At 61.8% G+C, this 22,447-nt stretch carries 21 protein-coding genes; 11 read left to right on the top strand and 10 right to left on the bottom strand.

Annotation, left to right across the window (positions count from 1 at the left end; genetic code table 11):
- The first annotated feature begins 207 nt into the window (after window positions 1-207).
- Window positions 208-1,134, top strand: coding sequence for a PilZ domain-containing protein (locus tag LAN70_07905; protein ID MBZ5511082.1), 927 nt, complete (start codon window positions 208-210; stop codon window positions 1,132-1,134).
- A gap of 98 nt (window positions 1,135-1,232) precedes the next feature.
- Window positions 1,233-1,856 carry an RdgB/HAM1 family non-canonical purine NTP pyrophosphatase gene (rdgB, locus tag LAN70_07900; protein MBZ5511081.1) on the top strand — a complete coding sequence of 208 codons (624 nt, stop codon included), beginning with the start codon at window positions 1,233-1,235 and terminating at the stop codon, window positions 1,854-1,856.
- Here the strand turns inward: rdgB and LAN70_07895 are convergent.
- Complete coding sequence (locus LAN70_07895) at window positions 1,849-2,394, bottom strand: hypothetical protein (GenBank protein MBZ5511080.1); 546 nt, start codon at window positions 2,392-2,394, stop codon at window positions 1,849-1,851. The genes rdgB and LAN70_07895 overlap by 8 nt on opposite strands.
- A 302-nt stretch (window positions 2,395-2,696) precedes the next feature.
- Between LAN70_07895 and LAN70_07890 the strand changes: the two genes are divergently transcribed.
- From LAN70_07890 to LAN70_07860, 7 genes are all read left to right on the top strand, one after another.
- Window positions 2,697-3,476, top strand: coding sequence for a succinate dehydrogenase (locus tag LAN70_07890; GenBank protein ID MBZ5511079.1), 780 nt, complete (start codon window positions 2,697-2,699; stop codon window positions 3,474-3,476).
- A gap of 27 nt (window positions 3,477-3,503) precedes the next feature.
- A complete protein-coding gene (gene sdhA, locus LAN70_07885; protein MBZ5511078.1) occupies window positions 3,504-5,273 on the top strand; it encodes a succinate dehydrogenase flavoprotein subunit in 1,770 nt (589 codons plus the stop codon).
- Window positions 5,274-5,386: 113 nt separating this feature from the next.
- Window positions 5,387-6,136 carry a succinate dehydrogenase iron-sulfur subunit gene (gene sdhB / locus LAN70_07880; GenBank protein ID MBZ5511077.1) on the top strand — a complete coding sequence of 250 codons (750 nt, stop codon included), beginning with the start codon at window positions 5,387-5,389 and terminating at the stop codon, window positions 6,134-6,136.
- A gap of 167 nt (window positions 6,137-6,303) precedes the next feature.
- Window positions 6,304-7,035, top strand: coding sequence for a DUF5715 family protein (locus LAN70_07875; protein MBZ5511076.1), 732 nt, complete (start codon window positions 6,304-6,306; stop codon window positions 7,033-7,035).
- A 64-nt stretch (window positions 7,036-7,099) separates the two neighbouring features.
- Window positions 7,100-8,314, top strand: a complete 1,215-nt coding sequence (locus LAN70_07870) for a dipeptidase (protein ID MBZ5511075.1) — start codon at window positions 7,100-7,102, stop codon at window positions 8,312-8,314.
- 58 nt (window positions 8,315-8,372) lie between these two features.
- The gene (locus tag LAN70_07865) at window positions 8,373-8,999 is read left to right on the top strand and encodes a peptidylprolyl isomerase (protein ID MBZ5511074.1); all 627 of its coding nucleotides are present in this window, start codon (window positions 8,373-8,375) and stop codon (window positions 8,997-8,999) included.
- A 78-nt stretch (window positions 9,000-9,077) separates the two neighbouring features.
- On the top strand, window positions 9,078-9,605 hold the full coding sequence (locus LAN70_07860; protein MBZ5511073.1) for a peptidylprolyl isomerase: 528 nt from the start codon (window positions 9,078-9,080) through the stop codon (window positions 9,603-9,605).
- An 89-nt stretch (window positions 9,606-9,694) separates the two neighbouring features.
- On the opposite strand, the gene mdh is transcribed toward LAN70_07860, so the two are convergent.
- The 8 genes from mdh to glnA all read right to left on the bottom strand — a co-directional run bounded on the left by mdh (window position 9,695) and on the right by glnA (window position 20,116).
- Window positions 9,695-10,621 (bottom strand): malate dehydrogenase, encoded by a 927-nt coding sequence (gene mdh, locus LAN70_07855; protein ID MBZ5511072.1) that lies wholly within the window; start codon window positions 10,619-10,621, stop codon window positions 9,695-9,697.
- Window positions 10,622-10,790: 169 nt separating this feature from the next.
- Window positions 10,791-12,215 carry an NADP-dependent isocitrate dehydrogenase gene (locus tag LAN70_07850; GenBank protein MBZ5511071.1) on the bottom strand — a complete coding sequence of 475 codons (1,425 nt, stop codon included), beginning with the start codon at window positions 12,213-12,215 and terminating at the stop codon, window positions 10,791-10,793.
- Window positions 12,216-12,469: 254 nt separating this feature from the next.
- Entirely contained in the window at window positions 12,470-15,382 is a 2,913-nt protein-coding gene (locus tag LAN70_07845; GenBank protein MBZ5511070.1) for a hypothetical protein, read from the bottom strand.
- Between the two features lie 171 nt (window positions 15,383-15,553).
- Entirely contained in the window at window positions 15,554-17,014 is a 1,461-nt protein-coding gene (locus LAN70_07840; GenBank protein ID MBZ5511069.1) for an aminoacyl-histidine dipeptidase, read from the bottom strand.
- A gap of 73 nt (window positions 17,015-17,087) precedes the next feature.
- Window positions 17,088-17,471 (bottom strand): helix-turn-helix domain-containing protein, encoded by a 384-nt coding sequence (locus LAN70_07835; protein MBZ5511068.1) that lies wholly within the window; start codon window positions 17,469-17,471, stop codon window positions 17,088-17,090.
- Between the two features lie 98 nt (window positions 17,472-17,569).
- Complete coding sequence (locus tag LAN70_07830) at window positions 17,570-18,046, bottom strand: type II toxin-antitoxin system MqsA family antitoxin (GenBank protein ID MBZ5511067.1); 477 nt, start codon at window positions 18,044-18,046, stop codon at window positions 17,570-17,572.
- Between the two features lie 11 nt (window positions 18,047-18,057).
- Complete coding sequence (locus LAN70_07825) at window positions 18,058-18,366, bottom strand: type II toxin-antitoxin system MqsR family toxin (GenBank protein ID MBZ5511066.1); 309 nt, start codon at window positions 18,364-18,366, stop codon at window positions 18,058-18,060.
- A gap of 337 nt (window positions 18,367-18,703) precedes the next feature.
- Complete coding sequence (gene glnA, locus LAN70_07820; GenBank protein MBZ5511065.1) at window positions 18,704-20,116, bottom strand: type I glutamate--ammonia ligase; 1,413 nt, start codon at window positions 20,114-20,116, stop codon at window positions 18,704-18,706.
- A gap of 216 nt (window positions 20,117-20,332) precedes the next feature.
- Between glnA and LAN70_07815 the strand changes: the two genes are divergently transcribed.
- Entirely contained in the window at window positions 20,333-20,776 is a 444-nt protein-coding gene (locus LAN70_07815; GenBank protein ID MBZ5511064.1) for a hypothetical protein, read from the top strand.
- Between the two features lie 10 nt (window positions 20,777-20,786).
- Here the strand turns inward: LAN70_07815 and LAN70_07810 are convergent, their stop codons facing one another.
- Complete coding sequence (locus LAN70_07810; protein MBZ5511063.1) at window positions 20,787-21,308, bottom strand: GNAT family N-acetyltransferase; 522 nt, start codon at window positions 21,306-21,308, stop codon at window positions 20,787-20,789.
- Between the two features lie 204 nt (window positions 21,309-21,512).
- Here LAN70_07810 and LAN70_07805 point away from each other — a divergent pair, with 204 nt between their 5' ends.
- Entirely contained in the window at window positions 21,513-22,412 is a 900-nt protein-coding gene (locus LAN70_07805; GenBank protein ID MBZ5511062.1) for a LysR family transcriptional regulator, read from the top strand.
- Window positions 22,413-22,447 lie beyond the last annotated feature (35 nt).

The raw sequence follows: 22,447 nt of genomic DNA, 5'->3' as shown, positions 1-22,447 counted from the left end.
GGCGCGCCAGAATTCCTGCCAGATTCCCAGCGGCAAGATTCTTCCCCGAACCTGAACCAGCCCTGGCACTTGGCTGGCCCTGCGCAAAATGCCTACTATCGGCCCATTGTGGCGACGCAATCGCTCCTTTTGTGCCGTGACCCGGACGTCCTGGGTGTACTCCGTCCGATGCTCGACGAGCTCGGTCTTGGGCCGGAGGTGTGTTCGGTGCCCGACAACGCTCTGGGCCTGCTCCGGAGCCGCAAGTACAACCCGGTCATCGTGGATTGCGACCAGATGGATGCCGACGGCGAACTGCTCCGCAGCTTGCGCGAGTCTCCGGCGAACCGGGACTCGATTGCGCTGGGCATCATCAGTGGCGACGACGGCGTCAGCGACGCCTTTGCTCTCGGGGCCAACCTCGTCATCCGCAAGCCCGTAGATGCGGAGGAAGCCGGCCGCATCCTGCGCACGGCGCGCTCCCTGGTGACCAGAATGCGCCGCCGTTTTCTGCGTCACGTGTTGCATACCCTGGCGTACGTCCACGTGGACGGCCTGCGCGATGCTCCCATGCTGCTCGACATCGGCGAGGGCGGAATCGCCCTGCAGGCGCTGGATCCACTGGAGGAGCGGCGCGCATTTTCCATTCACTTTTCCCTGCCCGGCGATCCCGAGGAATTTGAGGCGGTCGCCGCCGCGGTTTGGAACGACAGCTCCGGACGCGCCGGCCTGCGCTTCCTGGGCTTGCCGGTGGCGGCCCGCGAGCGGTTGAAAGAATGGCTTGAGGTTCATGGAGCAGCCGGGCCGGCCGATGTCTCGCCCGACGACGTTCCGCCATGGACCGAGGATCACGTGCACCTGCCGGTGCAGCTTACGCCCGCCGCCCACGCGGTTTGCGGGGCTGCGGTGGACCTGGTGATTGTCGCCGCCGCGGTCGGCGTCTTCGGCTTGGTTTCGTGGGCGATCACCGCGGAAGTTCCACCGGCTCCCGCCGGTAGGTACGCGGCCATGCTTCTTGGCTGTGCCTGCTGGCTGCTCTACCGATACGTCTTTTTCGGCGGGCTCAGCATGACACCCGGCGGCCATGTCGTCGCTGCCATCGCCGATCGCGTCCTGGCCTGGCTGTACAACCGCCAGCGATACCGCTATCCCTAGCTGGAGCAGGCTGCTGCCCGTGGTGGTTCGGTCGCGGGAGTAATCGCGACGTGCTGACCTCTTTTTGCGATCTGCTACCCTACGTCGCAGGCAGAACCATGCGCCGCGTCCTGATCGCCACCTCCAATGCCGGCAAGTTGCGGGATTTCGCCGCCGCCGCCGCGGCGCACGAGATCGAGATCGCGCCCCTGCCCGATTTCGACAAATTGCCCGAGGTTGTGGAAGACGGCGCAACCTTCGACGCCAACGCGCGCAAGAAAGCCGAGCACTACAGCCACTGGTTTTCGAGCGCACTGGTATTGGCCGACGATTCGGGCCTGGCGGTGGACGCGCTGGGCGGCGCACCCGGGGTGCGGTCGGCCCGCTATGCCGCCCGCGGCGGCGAGATGGATTCCTCCGATGCCGCCAACAACCGGCGGCTGCTGCGCGAACTGGAATCGGTCCCCGACGCAGAACGCACGGCGCAGTTCGTGTGCGCCATCGCCGCCGCACGCGACGGGCGAACGCTGGCGACATTCCACGGCGCGGCGCGGGGACAGATGCTCCGTGAACCGCGGGGCAGTGGAGGCTTCGGCTACGATCCGCTTTTCTACTTCCCTTCTCTGGGGAAAACTTTTGCCGAGCTCACGACGGAAGAAAAGGCCGCGGTCAGTCACCGCGGCGCGGCGTTTCGCAAGTTTCTTGCGTGGTATGAAACGAGCGCAGCAGAAAACGCTATTTGAAACACTTCACCAGGGCGGCCGCGCACCCCACCAGCTTCTGCAGGTCGCCGGGCATGAAATCCGCCCCCGCCGCAGGCGCCGAGGTTCCTTTGCGCGAAACCTGTATGACGCCGAGGGTTCCCGCCGGTCCCAGCACAGGCGCCGACATGAGCTTTTGGATCACGTGTACGTGGTGGCCGGACTTTTCGCCTTCCGCGCCGGGCGCCGCCGGCTTGTGCTCGGACAATTCCACCGCCTCGAAAACACTGGTGTGCTTGGTCTGCGCGAAATTGTTGATGACCTCGGCGCGACGCGTGTTGGCGGTGCGCACCGCTACCGATGAGGACGTGTTCAGCGGGATGCTGCCGACATTATGCAGCTTGACCGGATAGCAGAAGACCAGGTTGTGCTTCTCGATGCGCAGGATGCCGACTTCATCTTCTTTCACGCCGAAGAGCTTGGCCAGTTGATGTCCGATTTTTTCCGCGTTCTGGGGGCTGAGCCCCTCCGCTTCGCACTCGCTCGCCAGTTGCGCAAAGGGCAACGCCGGAGTCGCCATGATCGTGATCTCCTCGGCCGCTCGGATGGGATGATCCGGGCGTCATTATATCCAGCGCCGGAGCAGGTACAAGCGCCGGACGCGGAAATTGGGCCGGCGGCGTGCCGGAACCTGCCCGCGTGCCGATCCGGGACACGCGGCCGGGTGCAGGCACGGCCCTGAATTCGGCGCCGGCCGCCATCCCGCGCCCGCGTACCCGACATCACACTCTTATGTGATCGGCGTTCCTTGACTTGGTGACGCCGCGGGCCAATAATGGGCGGTTCGTTTTTACTTTTCATACTCTTATAAGGAGCTGAACCGTGGCAGCATCGGTCAGTTCTCCCGCAGCAGCAACCGCGGACAGGGTCGCAGCAGGCGTTCCGGCGCTGCGGGCAGGCCAGGGCAATTCATTTCTCTGGCGCCGCCTGCATTCACTGAGCGGCATTTTCCCGATCGGCTTCTTCCTCCTGGAACATTTCTTCTCCAACGCCTTCGCCACCAACGGCGGCGCCGCTTACAACGAAAACGTGAAGTTCCTCACCGGCCTGCCCTTCGTGCTGGCGCTGGAAGTCTGCTTCATCTACATCCCGATTGCCTACCACGCGTTGTACGGAATCTGGATCTGGTGGCGCGGCGAATCCAACGTCGGCGACTATCCCTGGCTGGGCAACTGGATGTACACGCTGCAGCGCTATACCGGGATCGTGGCCATGTTTTACATCGGCTACCACACCTGGACCATGCGCTTCAGTGGGGCGCACATCATTACCCATTCCGAGCTCGCCTACGCCAAGGTCTGGGCCGAACTGCAAAATCCCTGGATGGTGGTGATCTATTGCGTCGGGCTGGCCGCCGCCTCGTGCCACTTCGCGTATGGCATATGGCTGTTTGCAGCCAAGTGGGGATTCATCGTGGGCGAACAAGGCCGGAAAAAGTTTGGCTATGTATGCCTGGTGATTGGCCTGGCAATGACCGCCATGGCCGCCGGCTCGGTGTATGCATTCATCAGCACGCCGGAAGGGCAGGTGCCGAGCATGCAGGAGTTCCGGCAACTGCAACATTCGTCGACGTCGTATGTCCTACCAGCAGTCAATTCATGAGCAACTCGGCCCGGCGGGAATTCTTATATGGCATCAACTCCTAAGATCATCGTTGTCGGCGGCGGTCTGGCGGGCTTGTCAGCCGTCATCAAGATCGCCGAAATGGGCGCGCAGGTAGACCTGTTTTCCATCGTGCCCGTGAAGCGGTCGCATTCGGTCTGCGCCCAGGGCGGCATCAACGCCGCCAAGAACCTGAAGGGCGAGGGCGACTCCACCTGGCAGCACTTTGACGACTCGGTGTTCGGCGGCGACTTCCTTGCCAACCAGCCCCCGGTGAAGGACATGTGCGACGCCGCGCCCGCCGTCATTGACCTGCTCGACCGCATGGGCGTTCCCTTCAACCGCACTCCCGAAGGTCTGCTCGATTTCCGGCGCTTCGGCGGGACGCTGTACAACCGCACCGCCTTCGCCGGCGCCACCACCGGCCAGCAGCTTCTCTATGCGCTGGATGAGCAGGTGCGCCGCCACGAGTCCGAAGGCAAGGTGAAGAAGTACGAGCACTGGGAATTCCTCTCGGCGGTGGTTGACTCCAAGGGAATCTGCCGCGGCATCTGCGCCATGGATCTGCGCTCCATGCAGGTGGTTACGTTCCCGGCCGATGCGGTCATCATCTGCACCGGCGGCGTGGGCGCGATCTTCGGCAAGTCCACCAATTCGGTGGTCTGCACCGGCTCAGCGCAATCGGCCCTCTACCAGCAGGGCGCGTTCTACGCCAATGGCGAATTCATCCAGGTCCACCCCACCTGCATTCCTGGGGAGGACAAGCTGCGGCTGATGTCGGAATCGGCGCGCGGCGAGGGCGGGCGCGTCTGGGTGCCGAAGAAGCCGGGGGACAAGCGCGATCCCAAGAGCATTCCTGAGAACGAGCGCTATTACTTTCTGGAAGAGCGCTATCCGAAGTACGGCAACCTGGTGCCGCGCGATATCGCCACCCGCGAAATCCACAAAGTGGTCTACGAAGACGGCCTGGGGATCGACGGCGGGCCTATGGTTTACCTGGATCTAACCCACATTGACCGCAAGATATTAGATAAGAAACTTGAAGGTATTCTTGAGATCTACGAAAAGTTCGTAGGCGACGACCCGCGCGATATCCCGATGAAGATTTTCCCCGGCGTGCACTACACCATGGGCGGCATGTGGGTGGATTACAAGCAGGCCACCAACATCCCCGGGCTGTATGCCGTGGGCGAGTGCGATTACCAGTACCACGGCGCCAACCGTCTGGGAGCGAACTCGCTGCTGTCGTGCATCTGGGGCGGATTTGTCGGCGGCCCGGCAGCGGTGGAGTATGCGCGCTCGCAGCCGACGGCGGCGAGCAACGGCGCCTTTGACAGCGAGCGCAAGCGCCAGGAAGAAGCCAATGCCCTGCTCGTCAACAATCAGGGCGACGAGAACCCCTTCAAGATCTGGCGCGAGCTCGGCGACGTCATGACGCGCAACTGCACGGTCATCCGCTACAACAAGAACCTGCAGGAAACTGACGTCAAGCTGGTGGAGTTGTTGCAGCGCTTCCGCCGCGTCAACCTCAGCGACAAGGCGCAGTGGGCCAACAGCACGTTTACGTTTGCACGCCAGCTCTACAACATGCTGCAACTGGCGCGGGTCATCGTGCAGGGGGCGGCGCTGCGCAACGAATCGAGGGGCGCGCATTACAAGCCGGACTTCCCCGAGCGCGATGACAAGAACTTTCTTAAGACGACGAAAGCCTACTTCGCGCCCGACGCGGACGAACCCCGGTTTGAGTTTGAAGCTGTGGATACGTCACTGATTCCGCCACGCGCGAGGAAATACTGACGTGCCGAAGTAACAAAATTGGCCATTGGCCGCCGGCAATAGCTGCTTTCGCCAATGGCTGACGGCTGATGACCAACGGCGATTCTTAATTTGTCTTACAGGCACTTATAAACATGGCGAACAAAGCGATCGTTCTTAAAATCAAGCGCCAGACCGACCCGCAGCACGCGGCAATCTGGGAAGAGTTCGAGATTCCCTACCGGCCGAAGATGAACGTGATCTCCGTCCTGATGGAGATCGCGCTCAACCCGGTCACGCGTGACGGCAAGCCGACCACCCCGGTCACCTACGACTCCAACTGCCTGGAGGAAATTTGCGGATCGTGCGCCATGCGCATCAATGGCCGCACCCGCATGGCCTGCTCCGCCCTGGTGGACCAACTCGAGCAGCCGATCGTGCTGGAGCCCTTCAGCAAATTTCCCGTCATCCGCGACCTCGCGGTGGACCGCAGCGTTCTGTTCGAGAACCTGAAGGCAGTGAAGGCCTGGGTACCGATCGATGGCACCTACGACCTCGGCGCCGGCCCGAAAATGTTGCCTGAGGAACAGGAGGCGGCCTATCCGCTCTCGCGCTGCATCTCGTGCTGCTGCTGCATGGAGGCCTGCCCGCAGTTTAATGAGTCCACCGGCTTTGTCGGAGCAGCGACCATTTCCCAGGTGCGTCTGTTCAACACCCATCCCACCGGAAAGGCCCTCAGAACCGAGCGCCTGCACGCGCTGATGGGTGATGGCGGGATCCACGAATGTGGGTACGCCCAGAACTGCGTCGAAGTCTGTCCCAAGGACATCCCGCTGACCCGCTCCATCGCCGAGGTCGGAGGCTCGGTGATGAAGCAGGCCTTTGCCGATCTCTTCCGGCGTTAACGTTCGCAGCGCTGGTGACCGAAGTAACCTTTCCGACCCCGAGAGTCGCCTCGGGGTCTTGCTTTTGTTGGTACCTTAGGGCATAAACCTGAGTTAGCCGGCGGAGACTTGGGTTTACACTGAACAGCAAGTCGTCACAAACTCTACTGTCGAGCCTGGGGGGTTGTTTGCGCGCCACGTATCGGACCTGCATCACCTTAACCTTCGTACTGTTGCTGTCGACCGGCTCATTCGCGGCCACGATTAAGGCGCGTTATCACCGGGGGACGGTTCGTCATGCGCGCCACCTGAGCTGGATGCCGGTGCTGCTGAAGGGCTCGCACGATTCTCTGGTGCGCCAGAACGCGGAAATTGATCGCCTGCAATTGGTGCGGATCCAGAATGATCAGGCGCTGGAAGAATTGATCGCGCGTGATCAGCTTGTCGCGCTGCCGCAAGACAACTTCGTTCGCATCGACCCTCGGCTGGAAGACTCGCGGCGCTTCTGCCGGCCGTGGACACGGCTATTCCTGGAAGATTTCGGCCAGGCGTACTACAAGAAATTTCACCAGCCTATCCAGGTAAATTCCGCGGTGCGCACGGTCGAGCAGCAAGAACGCCTGGCCCGTTACAACCACAATGCAGCGCCCGCCGAGGGCGATACCGCTTCCTCCCATCTCGCCGGCCTGACGGTAGACATCGCCAAGAAGGGCATGACGCGCCGCCAGCGTTCCTTTACGGAGAACTACCTGGTCAACATGCGCAACCTCGGACTGGTGGAAGCGGTCGAGGAGCGCCGCCAGGCCTGCTTTCATGTGATGGTGTCCGACCGTTATACTGCGTGGCGTGAAAGCGAAAAACTCGCCACTGCTCCGCGCGCGCCGCATACGCAAGCCGCGGCCGCCAGCCCACAACAATAGATTCATCATTGCCGCAGTTCTGGGTTTGCTGGCGCTGCCGGTGTGTCTGGCCGGCGCGCAGAACATGCCCGACGCCGGCCCGGAAGTGTCGGCCAAGGCGCGCCGGATCCACGATTCCGCCATTGTGATTGACACCCACGCCGATACGCCGCAGCGCTTTCTCGATGAGGGTTTCGACATCGGGACGGCCAAGCCGGGGGACAAGGGCAGCATTGACCTGCAGAAAGTGCGTCAGGGAAATCTCGGCGCTGAGTTCTTTTCCATCTGGGTCGAGCCCGGCTACTACGACGGCCACTACACCCGGCGCGCGCTGGATCTGATCGATTCGGTCTACCTGCAAGTCCGCAATCATCCCGACCAGATGATGATGGCCTACAGCGCCCAGGACATCGTGCGCGCGCGCAGAGGTCCGAAGAAGAAGTTCGCCGCGCTGCTGGGCGTGGAAGGCGGGCACGCCATCGAAAACGACATCCGCGTGCTGCGCGATTTCTACCGCCTGGGCGTGCGCTACATGACCCTGACCTGGTCGAATACCAACGAGTGGGCGGATTCATCCGGCGACATCAACGACCCCAAGGTCCCTCACCACGACGGCCTTACGCCCTTCGGCAAGCAGGTGGTGGCGGAGATGAACCGCCTGGGCATGATGGTGGATGTTTCGCATGTCGCCGACAAGACATTTTGGGATGTCATGGCCGTCAGCAAGGCGCCGGTGATCGCGTCACATTCCTCGGCGCGGGCACTGGCGCATCACCCGCGCAACATGACCGACGACATGCTGAAAGCGATGGCCAAGAATGATGGCGTGGTGATGGTGAATTACTACGACGCCTTCCTCGACGAGAAGTTCCGCCTCGCCTATGCCGCGCAAGAGCCGGAGCGTGAAGCTGCCGTCAAAGCCAATGAAGAGAAACTCCGGGCCGAGGGAAAGCCTCTCACCTACACCTCGGTGGAGGACCCGGTCGAGAAGGAATGGGCCGCCAAACTGCCCCGGCCGCCGTTTAAGGCCCTGATTGACCACATTGATTACATCGCCAAGGTGGCCGGCGTGGAGCACGTCGGGCTAGGCTCGGATTTCGACGGCAATCCCGCCATGCCTCAAGGCATGGACTCCGCCGCGGATCTGCCCAAGATCACGCAAGCCCTGCTCGACCGCGGCTACACCGCCCCGCAGATCAAAGCAATTCTGGGTGGAAACCTGTTGCGCGTTTTCCGGCGGGTGGAGCAGGTCAGCCGCGAATTGCAGTCGCAGCAGAAAATTGCAGCGTCCAGCGAGTAGAATGTTTCGTTTGTTACCGACAACTGACAGCCAACAACTATTTTTTCAAGGTGCGACTATGCGAAAAGTACTTGCCGTTATTCTGTTGCTCGTTCCTTCCCTTCTCCTTGCCGCCGATGCGGCCGGTAATCCCAAGGCAGTGATTGAAACCACGCTCGGCAATTTCAATTGCGTTTTGTTCAAAGACAAGGCGCCGGTCACGGTGGAGAATTTCATTGGCCTCGCCGAAGGCACCAAGGACTGGACCAACCCCATTTCGCACGCCAAGAAGCACAACACGCCGCTGTATGACGGCACCATCTTCCACCGCGTGATCCCCAACTTCATGATCCAGGGCGGCGATCCCGCCGGCAACGGCACGGGCGATCCCGGCTACAAGTTCAAGGATGAGTTCGATGCTTCGTTGAAGTTCGACCGTCCCGGCCGGCTCGCGATGGCGAACTCCGGGCCCAATACCAACGGCTCGCAGTTTTTCATCACCGAAGTGCCGACGCCGCACTTGAACGGCCGCCACACCATCTTCGGCCAGTGCGAGCCGGTGTCCCTGGTCACGAAAATTACGCACGTTCCGAGTGATCCGAACAACAACAAGCCTTTCCAGCCGGTACGCATCACGCACATCAAGATCGTGCAGCCCGACGCGGCTGCTCCCGCTGCCGGGAAGAAACCGGAAATGCAGAAGTAGACTGAATCGCATGGTTGCGCGAGACTGCACGCGCCGTACCCGGCGGCAGTGGCTTTTTTTCGAATGAAAGGACCCCCCATGGCACGCCAACCCGGCACCTACGCCGTTTTTGAGACTTCCGAAGGAACCATCGTCTGCCGCCTGTTCGAAGCGGAGGCGCCCAAGACGGTGCAGAACTTCGTTGATCTGGCGGAAGGCAAGCGCGAGTGGACACACCCGGTCACGCGCGCGAAATCCAGCAACCGCCTCTACGACGGCACCATCTTCCACCGCGTGATTCCCAATTTCATGATCCAGGGTGGCGATCCCGCGGGCACCGGGTTCGGCGGCCCCGGCTATCGTTTCGAAGATGAAACCAAGGGCTCGGCCCACAAGTTCGACAAGCCCGGCAAACTCGCCATGGCCAACGCCGGACCGAACACCAACGGCAGCCAGTTCTTCATCACGGTGGCGGCGACCCCTTGGCTCACCGGCAATCACACCATCTTCGGCGAGGTGGTCGAGGGGCAGGATGTGGTGGCCAAGATCGTGGGTGTCCCGCGCAACCCGCAGGACAAGCCGGTGAAGGACGTGACGGTGAAGTCGGTAAAGATCGAGCGCGCGTAAAACACTAGCCGCGGATTAGCGCGGATCTTCGCGGATTTTTCTTTGTATCCGTGTGAATCCGCGTTAATCCGCGGTTGGCTTTCTTATCGCTAGACACCGATGACGGCGACCAGTTCCTTCACCGCGCCGGCGCTCTTCTCCAGAGCCGCCTGCTCTTCCGGCGTGAGGCGGATCTGGATCACGTCTTCGATGCCGCGCGACCCCAGCTTGCAGGGTACGCCGACGAACAAACCGTGGATCCCGTATTCGCCTTCCAGGTAAGCGGCGCAGGGCAGGATCTTCTTCTTGTCCTTGATGATGGCTTCCACCATCTCGGTCACCGCCGCGGAGGGGGCATAGTAGGCGCTGCCTGTCTTCAAATACTTGACGATCTCGGCGCCGCCGTCGCGGGTGCGTTGGACCAGGCGATCGATGGTGGCCTTATCCATCAATTCGGGAAGCGGAATGCCGGCCACGCCCGAATAGCGCGGCAGGGGCACCATGGTGTCGCCGTGCCCGCCGAGCACGAAGGCGGTGACGTTTTCGACCGAGACCTTCAGCTCCTGGGCGATAAACGCGCGGAAGCGCGCCGAATCGAGCACGCCGGCCATGCCGATCACGCGATTGCGCGAGAAGCCGCTCAGCTTGTAGGCCGCCTGCGCCATCGCATCCAGCGGGTTGGAGACGATGATCAGGATGCAGTCGGGCGAGTGCTGGACCACCTTGCCGACTACGTCCCGCATGATCTTGGCATTGATATTGAGCAGGTCGTCGCGGCTCATGCCGGGCTTGCGCGGCACGCCCGCGGTGATGACCACGATGTCGGAATTGGCGGTGTCGGCGTAATTCTCGGTACCGACCACGTAAGCATCCTTCTTGATGATGGGCATGGCCTCGAGCAGGTCCAGGCCTTTGCCCTCGGGCACGCCCTCGATGATGTCAATCAGTGTTACGTCGGCCAGTTCGGCCGCGGCGATCCAGTGCGCCGCCGTCGCCCCTACGTTACCCGAGCCCACGACCGTTACTTTCTTGCGCATGGTAGGAATCCTTTCTGAGGCGGACGCGCTCGGCGCCGCCAGCCGATGGATGAAAACCGATTAGTCTACGCCAGAAGGCGCGGTTTGAGTACGCTTCGCCGGGTCAAAAAGGCGGGGCGGGTTCTTGACCCGCCCCACCCCTGATTGCCTTGCCCGTGAGTTACTGCGGCTAGTCGGCAGCCGCGGAACTGGCGGCGTTCATGTTCTCGATGATGTAGGTACCGTACTCGCTGCACTTCACCTTGGTGGCGCCCTCCATCAGGCGGTGGAAGTCGTAGGTGACCTTCTTCTGCTCGATGGTTTTCCTGACGCCGTCCTCGATCAGCTTGGCGGCTTCCTTCCATCCGAGGAACTCGAGCATCATCACGCCCGACAGCAAGACCGAAGTCGGATTGATGACGTCGAGGTCGGCGTACTTCGGGGCCGTGCCGTGGGTGGCTTCGAAGATGGCGTAGCCATCGCCGATGTTGGCGCCGGCGGCGATGCCCAGCCCGCCGATCTGCGCCGCGCATGCGTCACTGATGTAGTCGCCGTTCAGGTTCGGGGTCGCCAGGATTTCGTACTCGTCGGCACGCGTGACGACCTGCTGGAAGATGGAATCTGCGATGCGGTCATTGACCATCAGCTTCTTCTTCCACTGGCCGTTGCCGTGGGTCGTGTAGATCGCATCCAGGCAGTCCTTCACTTCCTTGTAAATGGTGTTGCGGAACTCGGGCGCCGCGAATTCCAGGCCCGGCTCCACCAGGTTGGCATTCTGCTCGATGGTGATGTTGGGGTTCTTGTCCTTGTTGTCCAGGATCCAGCTCTCGCGCTCGGTCACCACCTTGTCGCGAAATTCGCTGGTGGCCAGTTCGTAGCCCCAGGCGCGGAACGCGCCCTCGGTGAACTTCTGGATGTTGCCCTTGTGCACCAGCGTCACCTTCTTGCGCCCGAGTTCCAGCGCGTGCTTGATGGCATTGCGTACCAGGCGCTTGGTGCCGAACACCGAGATCGGCTTGATGCCGACGCCGCTGTCCTCGCGGATCTTCTTGCCCGTGCCGGCGAGCATTTCGCTGTTCAGGAAATTGATCAGCTTCTTGACCTTGTCCGTCCCCTGCTCCCACTCGATGCCGGCGTACACGTCTTCCGTGTTTTCACGGTGGATGATGATGTTCATCCGCTCGGGGTGCTTCACCGGGGAGGGCGCGCCGTAGTGCTTCACCGGGCGCACGCAGTCATACAGGTCGAGGATCTGGCGCAGCGCGACGTTCAGCGAACGGATGCCGCCGCCCACGGGGGTCGTGAGGGGGCCCTTGATGCTGACGCGCATGTCCTTCAGCGCTTCGATGGTGCCGTCGGGCAGCCAGCTCTTGAACTTGGCCATCGCTTTTTCGCCGGCGAAGACTTCGTACCACACGATGCGGCGCTTGTTGCCGTAGGCCTTTTTCACCGCGGCATCGAATACGCGCACCGAGGCCTTCCAGATGTCGCGGCCGGTGCCATCGCCTTCGATGAACGGAATGAGGGGATTATCGGGAATCGTGTACTTGCCGTTGCTGTAGGTAATTCGGGCGCCGTCTTTGGGCACGGGTAGCCCGTTGTATGAATCCGCCATCAACCACCTCCTCAGGAATTTAAGGGACCCGCCATTATAGGCGCATGGCGTGTACATCCGCGCATGACATGGATCACAAGAGAATGTGACGAATGAACAAGCGGGCGCCGGATAGAAGCATGCCGCGGTCCGGGTCCGGCGGGGTGGATTTTCGAGCACAGCCAGAATGGGGCTTATCCGCGCCCTCATCCGTCGCGGTTCAGGTCGCCCGGCATCCTGGTTCCCGAAGACGTACCTCGCAGCGGTGCTCTCCGTCACACCATCAGGTGCTCATACAGAGCGCGGGTCGCAACCAGGGTGCGCTTCAACTCCGCCTCCACCCCGCCTTGCAGGCTGCGGCCCAGCATGCGCGAGGTAAGCTCTTCGACCGCGCTGCGGGCATGTTCGCCGACCGGCAGCGTCTTGCGGGCGCGCCCGGACACGATCCGGATGGCGTGTTCCAGCGCACGGTAAAACTCCGCGGCCTCATCCAACAGAGAGAATTCGGCTTCTCCCAGCAGGCGCGCGCCGGCCAACCCACGAAGCCGCTGCCGCATGTTTCCGCGCAGCCGCACCCCGTGCCTGACCGCCAGCGCGCCGGCGATAAAGTCAATGTCGTACACGGCGCCCGCCCCCGTCTTCAGGTTGGGCCCGCCCGCTTCCGGTTTGTCGAGCTTGCTGCGCATGCCCCGCACCGCGGCGACAAACCCGGTGTCATCGGCGAAATGCGCCATCCACCCAGGGGCGGAATGCAGCACGCGCCGGCTCAGTTCGTCCGCTCCGGCGACATGCCGCAATTTGGTGAAGCTGAGCGCCTCCCACGCCTGCGCTTCGCGCTGGAAATATTCCTCGACGTGGGCGACGGTCATCACCAGTTCACCCTCAGCGCCCCGCGGCCGCAACCTTGCGTCCACCGGAAACACCGTGCCTTCGCGGGTGTACGCCGAGAGCGCCTGCATGAGCTGTTCCGCTGCCCTGGTCGCGGGCGCGGCTTCCAGTCCTTCGTCCCTGACGAACAGCAGGTCCGCATCCGACAACAGATCGAATTCGGCGGTGCCCAGCCGTCCCAAGGCCATGACCGCCAGTCCCTGGGGACTTCCGGCAATGGCCAAGGCGGCGGCGATGGCCTCGTCGGCGGCACGTGTGGTTTCCGCCAACGACTCGTAGACCCGGCGGCCTTCCACCGCGTCGCGCGCGCCGGAAGCGAACACGCGGTGGCGATAATGACGGCGCAGCAGCGCCAGCTTCTCTCCGTGCGGCACGCCGGCGGAGCCCAGGTAGGAGAACACGGGATCGCCAAACGCCCTTTGTTCCTCGGCGACTTGTTCAAACAGGTGGCCGACGCCGTCGGGCTCGGCTGTTCCCTGCTCTTCTGCAAGGGTGACGATCTCCTCGGGGTGGCGGGTGAGAATGTCGGTCAGGTAATCGCTGAGCCGAAAGATCTGCAATGCCTGACGGAACGCCTGCGGCGCGTGAGCGACCGCCGCGTATCGCTCCGAACTGGTGAACGCCGCTGACAGAAAGCGGAATACATTTCTGCGCGCGGCGGAATCCAGCACGGCGCCGCTCAGCACCTCATACAGGGCGGGCGAATCGCTTGCCAGCCGCGCCATCATCTGCCGTTCGCTCTGGTCGTGCGCCGGTTCAGCGCTTTCCAGGTGGAAGTCAGGGATCTCGCGTAGCTGTTGCCACTGCTGATGATGGACGATGCGGTTGTAGATCTCCGCCACCGCCGCCATCCGCTGCTGCACCAGGTCAGCAATATTTTCCAGCGGCGCCGCCTGTCCGCCCGGCATGGAGCGCGCCACCACGGCGCGTTCCTCTTTCGACCTCGGCAGCTTGTGCGTCTGCTGTCCGTGCCGCAGTTGCAGGCGATGTTCCAGCTTGCGAAGAAACTCATACGCAGTGGTCAGCTCGTTGAAGTCACGGCCGCTCAGGTGTCCCTTGTCATGCAGCTTCTGCAGCGAAAACAGCGAGCCGCCGGAACGCAGCCAGCGCTCTTTGCCGCCGTACACGCGCTGGAGGCATTGCACCAGGAACTCGATATCGCGAATGCCGCCGCGGTCGAGCTTCACGTCAATGCTTCCGCCGCGAGCGGCCGCCGCCCGGCGCCGCGCGCCGATGCGGTCCCGCGCCGCCAGCGCCGTCTCGATGGCGGCAAAATTCACCTGCTCGCTGTAGACGAAGGGCTGCACCCCGCGAATGAATTTGCGCGCCAGCGCCACGTCTCCCGCCGAATGCCGCACCTTGATCATGGCTTGCAGTTCCCAGTCGCCGGCGGTGCTGCCGTAATACTTGAGCGCTTGCGACAACCCAATCGCCGCCTCGCCCTCTCTTCCCTGCGGGCGCAGCCGGAGGTCAACGCGGAAGGCCGAACCTTCGCGCGTCATGCGCGACAGCGAATCGGTGACGCTCTGCGCCAAGCGGACGAAATACTCGCGGATGGAAATTGACGTGGTGCCCGCATCCTGGCCGTCGCCGTACAGGAACAGCAGGTCAATATCGGAGCTGTAGTTCAGCTCGTTGCCGCCCAGTTTGCCCAGTGAAAGCACCGTGACCGGTACACCGGTGAGCCGCCCTTCCGCGTCAACGTGCTGCGGCGGGCCGTAACGGCTGCGGAAGGCGGCGTCGATTTCCCGCAATGCCTCTTCGATCAGCACGTCGGCCAGCGCCGAGATTTCGTTGGTGGTCTCCGCCAGCGCGGCGGTGCCCAGCACGTCGCGCAGCATGATGCGCACGTACTCGCGGCGCTTGAAGCGCGCCAGCAGGAGCGCGATGTCGGTCTCGAACGAACGCGAGCGGAAGCGCGCAAATGCCTCGCGGTACTCCTCCCGCGACCGCGAACGGTCCAGCATCTTGTCTCGTTGCAGGATGTGGAACAGATCGGTGTTCTGGATCAGGGTCTCGCCGAGAAAGTGGCTATACCCGAAGACCGCGAGGGCGTAATGCACCAGCGCGCGATCGCGTTCGAAGGCGCGGAATACTTCCGCCGGCGCGTTTTCCGTCAGCCGCTCGAACAGGTTGAGCGCCGCATCGGGGTCGGGAGCATCGGTGAGCAGCGGCGGGATGGCGCGCGCCACGGCGGCGGGCACGCGCTCGGCAATCCGCGCAAGATTGCGGCGGGCAGCTTGCGGATCGCGAAAGGGCGCCTGCGGCAGAGGCGGGACTGCATGGGCGGATTTCGGCACGGTTTGTGCGAAGCATAGCACGCCGCGTCATGCAGGTTTGCACCCGGCATCCAGCCTTCGGACCGGCACATTCACCACCGAGGCACCGAGCACACCGAGATGCACCGAGCGAATTCATTCTCGGTGACCCTCTGTGATCTCGGTGTCTCGGTGGTCAACTGGAACCCAAGTTCAGAACCGTTCCAGCGCCGTGCGCAGCAGGTTCCAGAAAGTCTCGACCGATGAAATCTGCACGCGCTCGTGTGGGCTGTGCGGATTTTCGATTTGCGGCCCCAACGAGATCATTTGCATTCCGGGGTACTTATCGCCGATCACGCCGCACTCCAGCCCGGCATGCATGGCGATCAGCTTGGCGGGAGCGCCGAATACTTCCTGGTGGGCCGCCTGCAGCTTGCGCACGATTTCGCTGTTCGGGTCCGGCTTCCAGCCGGGGTACGACGTCGAGTGCTCGACTTCGAATCCCGCCAGGCGGCACACCGTGGCCACCAGGCGGGCGGCAGCTTGCTTGCTGCTCTCGATCGCGCTCCGCTGACTGGTGCCGATCTCCACCACTCCATCCTTGATGCCGACCGTCGCCAGGTTGGTTGAGTTCTGGACCAGCCCGGCGATGTCGGGACTCATGGCCAGCACGCCGTGATGCAGGCTGGCCAGCAGGTCTACCGCCTGCCGCGCATCCGATGCTTCCAGCACCTGAGGGGCGCCTTCGGCTTTGGCTTTGGCGTTTTCTAGCGCTAATTGCAGCCCGGGATCGAATCCGCCCAGGTCAGACTGAATCTCGGTTTGCAATTCGGCCAGAAGCGTCCGCAATTCCTTTTCACGGCCGACGTCCATGACAACGACCGCGGAAGCTTCGCGCGGAATCGCGTTGCGCGCGCTCCCACCCTTCAGGTCGGCAATTTCGAGGGGAAGGCGATCAAGCAGGCGTTGCAAAACGAGGCCCAGGATGCGCACCGCGTTGCCGCGTCCTTGATGGATGTCCACGCCGGAGTGGCCGCCCCTCAGCCCGGAAACCTTGATCCGCCACGCTGTGCCGGGCCGCGGTTGGCGAAGCGTAACTTTGCGGCGCGCGGTGGTGTTGACGCCGCCGGAGCAGCCGATGCAGAGCGTGCCTCGTTCTTCGTTGTCCAGGTTCAGGAAGTACTTGGACTTGAGCAAACCGGCGGGAAATTCCGTGGCGCCGGTCAGCCCGGTTTCCTCATCGATGGTGAAGACGAACTCCAGCGGGCCATGAGCAATGTCGTCGCTCTCCATCACCGCCAGCGCTGCCGCCACGCCGATGCCGTTGTCGGAGCCGAGCGTGGTTCCGTCGGCCTTCAGCCAATCGCCATCGCGCACTACCTTGATGGGATCGGTATCGAAATTGTGGGGAGTTCCTTCGTTCTTCTCGCAGACCATGTCGAGATGGCCCTGCAAGAGCGCCATGGGCGCGTTCTCGCGGCCCGGGCGAGCCGGCTTGCGAATCACGGTATTGCCGACCTTGTCGTGAACGGCGGTGAGGCCAACGAGCTTGGCCTGGGCCAGAACGTAGTCGCGCGCCGCGGCTTCCTTGGTGGAGGCCCGGGGAATGGCGGCGAGGGCGTCAAAGTGTTTCCACAACCGCTTCGGTTCAAGATTTTGAAGTGCAGATGTCATGGGCTGCTCCGTTTCGATTGTATGTTACACGGAGCTCCAATCCATCGGGCGGCCCATGCAACGTGGTTCTCGCTCACCGAGCAGCGGCCATCTCTAAGTGAGGATGAGCAGGTTCCTTGAGTTCGTTCGTCTTGAGTTCCGCGCGTATGCCAAGCCGATCAGCATAGAAGATGAGCATGTCCAGCGTGAAGCCTGCGATCTTGCCGCGCATGAGTTGACTCACTCTCGATTGGGTTTCGTGGAGAATGATCTGCAACTCCTGTTTGGAATACTGCTGCGCCCGCTTGATGATCTTCTGGTGCAGGTCTGCCTTCAGTTTCAGCGCTGCCGCTTTCTTCAGCGAGAAGCCCAGATCATCGAATACATCACCGTGCGTCCTATGCCGTTCTTCTGTTGCACGACTTGCACGAGATGTTCTCTGTTTTATTTGTACGTAAGTGCGCGCGAGTGCTGGCATTGGGCTCACTGTACCATCGCGGCAGGCTGGTTACCCAACGCGGTTTTCGTTGGGTGGGTTTTCCCCGAAGGCCCGCAAAAACTGGTGCAACTCGGGAGCTAGACCGCTCGTGCGACCACGCGCTTCTGGGCCACCCCCTCAACTCGCCGATATTTTTCCTGCTCATCAGATCGAAACCGCTGAATTTGGCGCAAGTCGTCAACCACCGTCGGGTCGCGATCAAGTAGCCGCAGCATATTGTCCTGGCCCGCGCCTTGGATGACTTTTCCGCTTTCCCATCGCACGACGACCTTGGGACCCGTCCCCAGGAGTTCCTCGAGCTCTGCTTGGCTCAGCCTAAGTTTGTTTCGAATCTCTGCAATTTTCTTGGGCGGCAGCAAGCCATATTTCTTGCGAATCTCGTTCTTCACCGCTCGGACATGAGCCTGCGCCTGGGCCGGGCTAAAGAACTCCTCCCGGCAGGCTCCACAACGAAAGAACTCGCTCTCCACTTCGACCGTCTCGCTGCGATAATGGCCCACTCTGGTTTCGATGACTTTGCTTGCCGTTGGCTGTCCGCACACTACGCAATTCATAGCCATCCCCTTTATTGCTCCTGATCCTTGAAGGAAATCACAACCGCCTCAACACGCACTTGCAGTTTCAGATAAATCCGCACCCCTTCATACGTAATGTGATAAACATCCTGCATCAAGCTTTCCCCTTTGATCTCAGTAGCAGGCATCGTTTTGTAAAAGTGCGTTTCGGAGAGCTGATTCACCACACAGTCGTATATATCGTGTTGATCGAAACCGAGTTCACCCGCCGTGTCCAAAGCCGTTCCGGTAACATACCAACTACCATCCCGCATCAGTCCCTTGACCAACTCAAGCTTGTAAGTTGGATGCTTCACCATGGAGAATGGTAGCATCGTGCTACCATGCCTGTCAAGGTTTTCTTCGGGCTACGTCGTGGTGTATCCTTCCAAGCAACTGATTATACTTGCTTTGCATCTAATACATGGAACCGGGTGGAGAATTACGGCTTGCCGCCAAGGACCTTTCATCTAGCGGGTTTGGCCACCTCGCCGCTGGGCGGCCCGCTTCGTACCTTCGTCGCGTTCTGTAGGAGGCGCTTGCCGGCAATCTGACCGTTTTCTGCCGTGTCCGAGCTGTGCATTGGCTTGCGGTCATAAAAATGGGGCCTCCGTTCGACGGAGAACCCCTTCAGCTGTTCGTGCGCTTGCGCCTCTTCTAGATGTCGTAATACAACGCGAACTCGTAGGGATGCGGGCGCAGCCGAACCGCGTCCACTTCTTTCTCGCGCTTGTATTTGATGTAGGTATCGAGCAGCGCCTCGGTAAAGACGTCGCCCTTGAGCAGGAACTGGTGGTCGCTCTCCAGTGCGTCGAGCGCATCCTCCAGCGATCCCGGCATGGACGGCACCTTGGCCAGCTCCTCCGGACCCAGATCGTAGATGTCCTTGTCGAGCGGCTGTCCGGGATCGATCTTGTTCTCCACTCCATCGAGCCCGGCCATCAGCATGGCGGCAAACGCCAGGTAGGGATTGCAGCTCGGGTCCGGCGGGCGGAACTCGACGCGCTTGGTTTTTGGCGATGCCGAGTACATGGGGATGCGGCAGGCCGCGGAGCGGTTGCGCCGCGAGTACGCCAGGTTCACCGGCGCTTCGAAGCCGGGCACCAGCCGCTTGTACGAGTTGGTGGTGGGCGCAATGATCGCCGCCAGCGCCGGGCCGTGCTTGATCAGCCCGCCGATGTACCACAACCCCATTTGCGAGAATCCCGCATAGCCATCGCCGGCGAACAGCGGTTTTCCGCCCTTCCACAGCGACTGGTGGGTATGCATGCCGCTGCCATTGTCCTGGAAGAGCGGCTTGGGCATGAAGGTCACCGTCTTGCCGTACTGGTTGGCGACATTACGCGCGATGTACTTGTAGAGCATCATGTGGTCGGCCGAGTCCACCAGCGGTGCGAACTTCAAATCGATTTCGGTTTGTCCGCCGGTCGCCACCTCGTGATGGTGGCACTCCACCACCAACCCGGCCTGCTCCATCGTCAAGGTCATTTCGCTGCGCAGGTCTTGGTAGTGGTCGGTGGGCGGAACGGGGAAATACCCTTCCTTGTACCGCGGGCGGTATCCCAGGTTGTTTTCCTTGCGGCCGGAGTTCCAGCGGCCTTCTTCGGCGTCAATGAAATAAAAACCGTGCTGCTCGCGCTGATCGAAGCGCACGTTATCGAAGATGAAGAATTCGGCCTCGGCGCCCATGTAGCAGGTGTCGGCGATGCCGGTCGAGTTGAGGAACATCTCGGCTTTCTTGGCGATGTAGCGCGGATCTTTGTCGTAGCGCTGCTTGGTTACCGGGTCCTGCACGTCGCAGATCATCACCAGGGTCGGGACCTCGGTGAAGGGGTCCATCATGCACCACTTCGGATCCGGGATCAGCAGCATGTCGCTTTCGTGGATCGCGGCCCAGCCGCGGATCGACGAGCCATCCATCCCGAAGCCCTCTTCAAACGACTCTTCGCCGAATTGAGACATGGGGTAGGAGACGTGATGCCAAAGCCCGGGCAGGTCGGTAAAGCGCAGGTCCAGCAGCTTCGCCCCGTTATCCTTGGCGAACTGCAGGACGGATTTTGCATCGGCCATATCTGCTCCTTGCGCCCGCTCGGCGCGTGCTTCTCCGCGCACTCAGGGGCGCGGATATCGGTTATTGGGATAGTAGTTCTTGGGCGGCTGCTACAATCCTCGCGGTTGCAGCCGCACCATTGGAGCATAAATTCCCGAACGCGGCGGCGGGAAATTCATAGTTTTTATCGCTTCGATAACCTGGGCTTATACTCCGCCCGCGGGAAAGGACCATTTGTGGACTCCAGTGCGACCAACTCGCTGATTCAACAGTATGAGCAGATTCTCTCCCGCCGGCAGGAGCGCTTCAGCTCCGACGCGGTATTCGGCGGGGCAAAATACCAGTTCGAAAAAGCGCTTCTGGAGGAGATTGCCCACGTCCGCGAACCGGCGCGCGCCGAGTCGCTGCAATTGATGTTCCGGGAGCTGGCGTCGTTTGTTCCTCAGAGCGACTACGACCTGATCGCGAACTGCCGGCGTCGTGGCGCCGAGGACCCCTCCGTCAAGCATATCCTCGATTTGATTGAGGGCGGTGACCACGCCGCCATTCAGAAGCAACTGGAAGCTCGCGCCATTCCGGAACTGGTGCGCTATTATGCGCTCTACCGCCGCGTGCTGCTGGAAACCGAGGCGCGGCGCAAGCAGGCCGCCAGCGTCCATGAGCTCAACGCCGACTCGTGATCCCGGCCCCTTAATCGGTTCCCACCACCTTGCTCCTTCTCTCCACCAGCACGGTGTCGCGCCATTTGCCGTTGCGCTTCCCGATGCGTTCCCGCCGCCCAACCTCGCGAAATCCATTCGCCGCGCACAGCCGCAGGCTCGCTTTGTTCTCGGGAAATACCGTGCCTTGCAGTGTCCAGATTCCAGCCGCCTCCGACGCCTTGATAGCCGCCTTCATCAGCGCATCGCCGACTCCCTGGCTGCGTGCCCACGTGGCCACGTAAACGCTCATCTCCGCCACGCCGGCGTAGCAGGAGCGCTGCGAGACCTTGCTCAGCGCCACCCAGCCGGCAATCTGCCGCCCCGTGCGCCCCACCAGCCTGCCGGCCGCCAGGTGCGCCCGGTCCCACTGCTCCCAGTTCGGCGCCAGGGTCTCGAACGTCGCATTCCCGGTGGCGATCCCCTCAAGATAGATAGCGGAAACGTCCGGCCAATCGCTCGCCACCATGGCATCCACGGTTACGCTCTGCCGCGTATGTTTGGTCACATTCATGTGTGCGTCCTTTGCCCTTCGGCGCGCCCTCTGCGTTGATCCCTGTGCGCTGCCGACTGCTACAATCCTGGCACTACCAAAAACAGTCGAGAATACATCCCGATCGCCGCATCGGGAAATTCATAGTTGTTATTGCGGCAGTAGAAACGCTTATGAGCGATCGCAAGTCGTTCAGGCTGAACGCTGAGAGCTGAGAGCTTTCTCATGGATTTCGACCAACTGGAGACGTTTCTCGAAGTCGCGCGCCTCAGCAGCTTCTCCCGGGCCGCCGAGAAGCGCTTCCGGACGCAACCGGCGATCTCCGCCCAGATCCGCGGCCTGGAGGACGAGATCGGAGCCAAGCTGCTGGACCGCTCCGGAGGCAAGGTCTCCCTCACCGGCGCCGGCAAGGCGTTCCAGAAGTACGCCGAGGACGCGATTCAGGCGCGCCGCGCCGTGGTCACCGCGATGGCGGAAATGGAGCGCGTGCCGCGCGGTGAAATCGTGGTCGGGGCCAACGAGGGCACCTGTCTCCACGTCCTGCCCGAGGTCTTCTCCGAATTCAAGAAGCAGTATCCGGGCGTGTCGGTCAACATCAACCGGCTGGAATCGGCCGGCATTCTCAGCGGCATCATTGACAACTCGGTGGACTTCGGCGTCATGTCGCTGCCGGTCAATGACAACCGCCTTACCGTGGTGCCGATTCACCGCGACGAACTGGTCATCATCACGCCGCCGCGCCATCCGCTATCGAAAACGAAATCGGCGACGCTGGCCGACGCCTCCCAGTACCCCCTGCTGATCCCCGAGGCCGGGCACACGCGTGATGCCATCGAAGAGTACTTTCATGAGCGCAAGTTAAAGTTGAACATTTCCATGGAACTTGATTCCAGCGAACTACTTAAGCGCTTTGTAGCCGCCGATGTTGGCATCGGATTCATCGCCCGCTCCAACGTCCTGGAAGATGTCCGTGCCGGCGTCCTGGTCGCCTTGCCCATCGCCGACGCCACCATCCGCCGCGACCTCGCCCTGGTCTTCCGCAAGGACAAGGCTCTCTCCCGCGCCGCCTTGGCGTTCATTGACATCGCCGTCAAACTCAAGAGCGCGAAACAGGCGACATTGTAACTGGTAGTCGGTAGCTGGTTGTTGCCCTATACTGA

The sequence above is a fragment of the Terriglobia bacterium genome (assembly GCA_020072845.1).
Classification (GTDB): domain Bacteria; phylum Acidobacteriota; class Terriglobia; order Terriglobales; family Acidobacteriaceae; genus JAIQGF01.
The sequence above is the reverse complement of the archived record's forward strand: the minus strand, read 5'-3'. Positions and strand labels throughout refer to the sequence as shown.

Excerpts from the sequence above, each read along its gene's own strand:
- rdgB (MBZ5511081.1), top strand. The coding sequence starts at position 1,233 with ATGCGCCGCGTCCTGATCGCCACCTCCAATGCCGGCAAGTTGCGGGAT.
- LAN70_07895 (MBZ5511080.1), bottom strand. The coding sequence starts at position 2,394 with ATGGCGACTCCGGCGTTGCCCTTTGCGCAACTGGCGAGCGAGTGCGAA.
- sdhA (MBZ5511078.1), top strand. The coding sequence starts at position 3,504 with ATGGCATCAACTCCTAAGATCATCGTTGTCGGCGGCGGTCTGGCGGGC.
- sdhB (MBZ5511077.1), top strand. The coding sequence starts at position 5,387 with ATGGCGAACAAAGCGATCGTTCTTAAAATCAAGCGCCAGACCGACCCG.
- LAN70_07870 (MBZ5511075.1), top strand. The coding sequence starts at position 7,100 with ATGCCCGACGCCGGCCCGGAAGTGTCGGCCAAGGCGCGCCGGATCCAC.
- LAN70_07865 (MBZ5511074.1), top strand. The coding sequence starts at position 8,373 with ATGCGAAAAGTACTTGCCGTTATTCTGTTGCTCGTTCCTTCCCTTCTC.
- LAN70_07860 (MBZ5511073.1), top strand. The coding sequence starts at position 9,078 with ATGGCACGCCAACCCGGCACCTACGCCGTTTTTGAGACTTCCGAAGGA.
- mdh (MBZ5511072.1), bottom strand. The coding sequence starts at position 10,621 with ATGCGCAAGAAAGTAACGGTCGTGGGCTCGGGTAACGTAGGGGCGACG.
- LAN70_07850 (MBZ5511071.1), bottom strand. The coding sequence starts at position 12,215 with ATGGCGGATTCATACAACGGGCTACCCGTGCCCAAAGACGGCGCCCGA.
- LAN70_07840 (MBZ5511069.1), bottom strand. The coding sequence starts at position 17,014 with ATGACATCTGCACTTCAAAATCTTGAACCGAAGCGGTTGTGGAAACAC.
- LAN70_07835 (MBZ5511068.1), bottom strand. The coding sequence starts at position 17,471 with ATGCCAGCACTCGCGCGCACTTACGTACAAATAAAACAGAGAACATCT.
- LAN70_07830 (MBZ5511067.1), bottom strand. The coding sequence starts at position 18,046 with ATGAATTGCGTAGTGTGCGGACAGCCAACGGCAAGCAAAGTCATCGAA.
- LAN70_07825 (MBZ5511066.1), bottom strand. The coding sequence starts at position 18,366 with ATGGTGAAGCATCCAACTTACAAGCTTGAGTTGGTCAAGGGACTGATG.
- glnA (MBZ5511065.1), bottom strand. The coding sequence starts at position 20,116 with ATGGCCGATGCAAAATCCGTCCTGCAGTTCGCCAAGGATAACGGGGCG.
- LAN70_07810 (MBZ5511063.1), bottom strand. The coding sequence starts at position 21,308 with ATGAATGTGACCAAACATACGCGGCAGAGCGTAACCGTGGATGCCATG.
- LAN70_07805 (MBZ5511062.1), top strand. The coding sequence starts at position 21,513 with ATGGATTTCGACCAACTGGAGACGTTTCTCGAAGTCGCGCGCCTCAGC.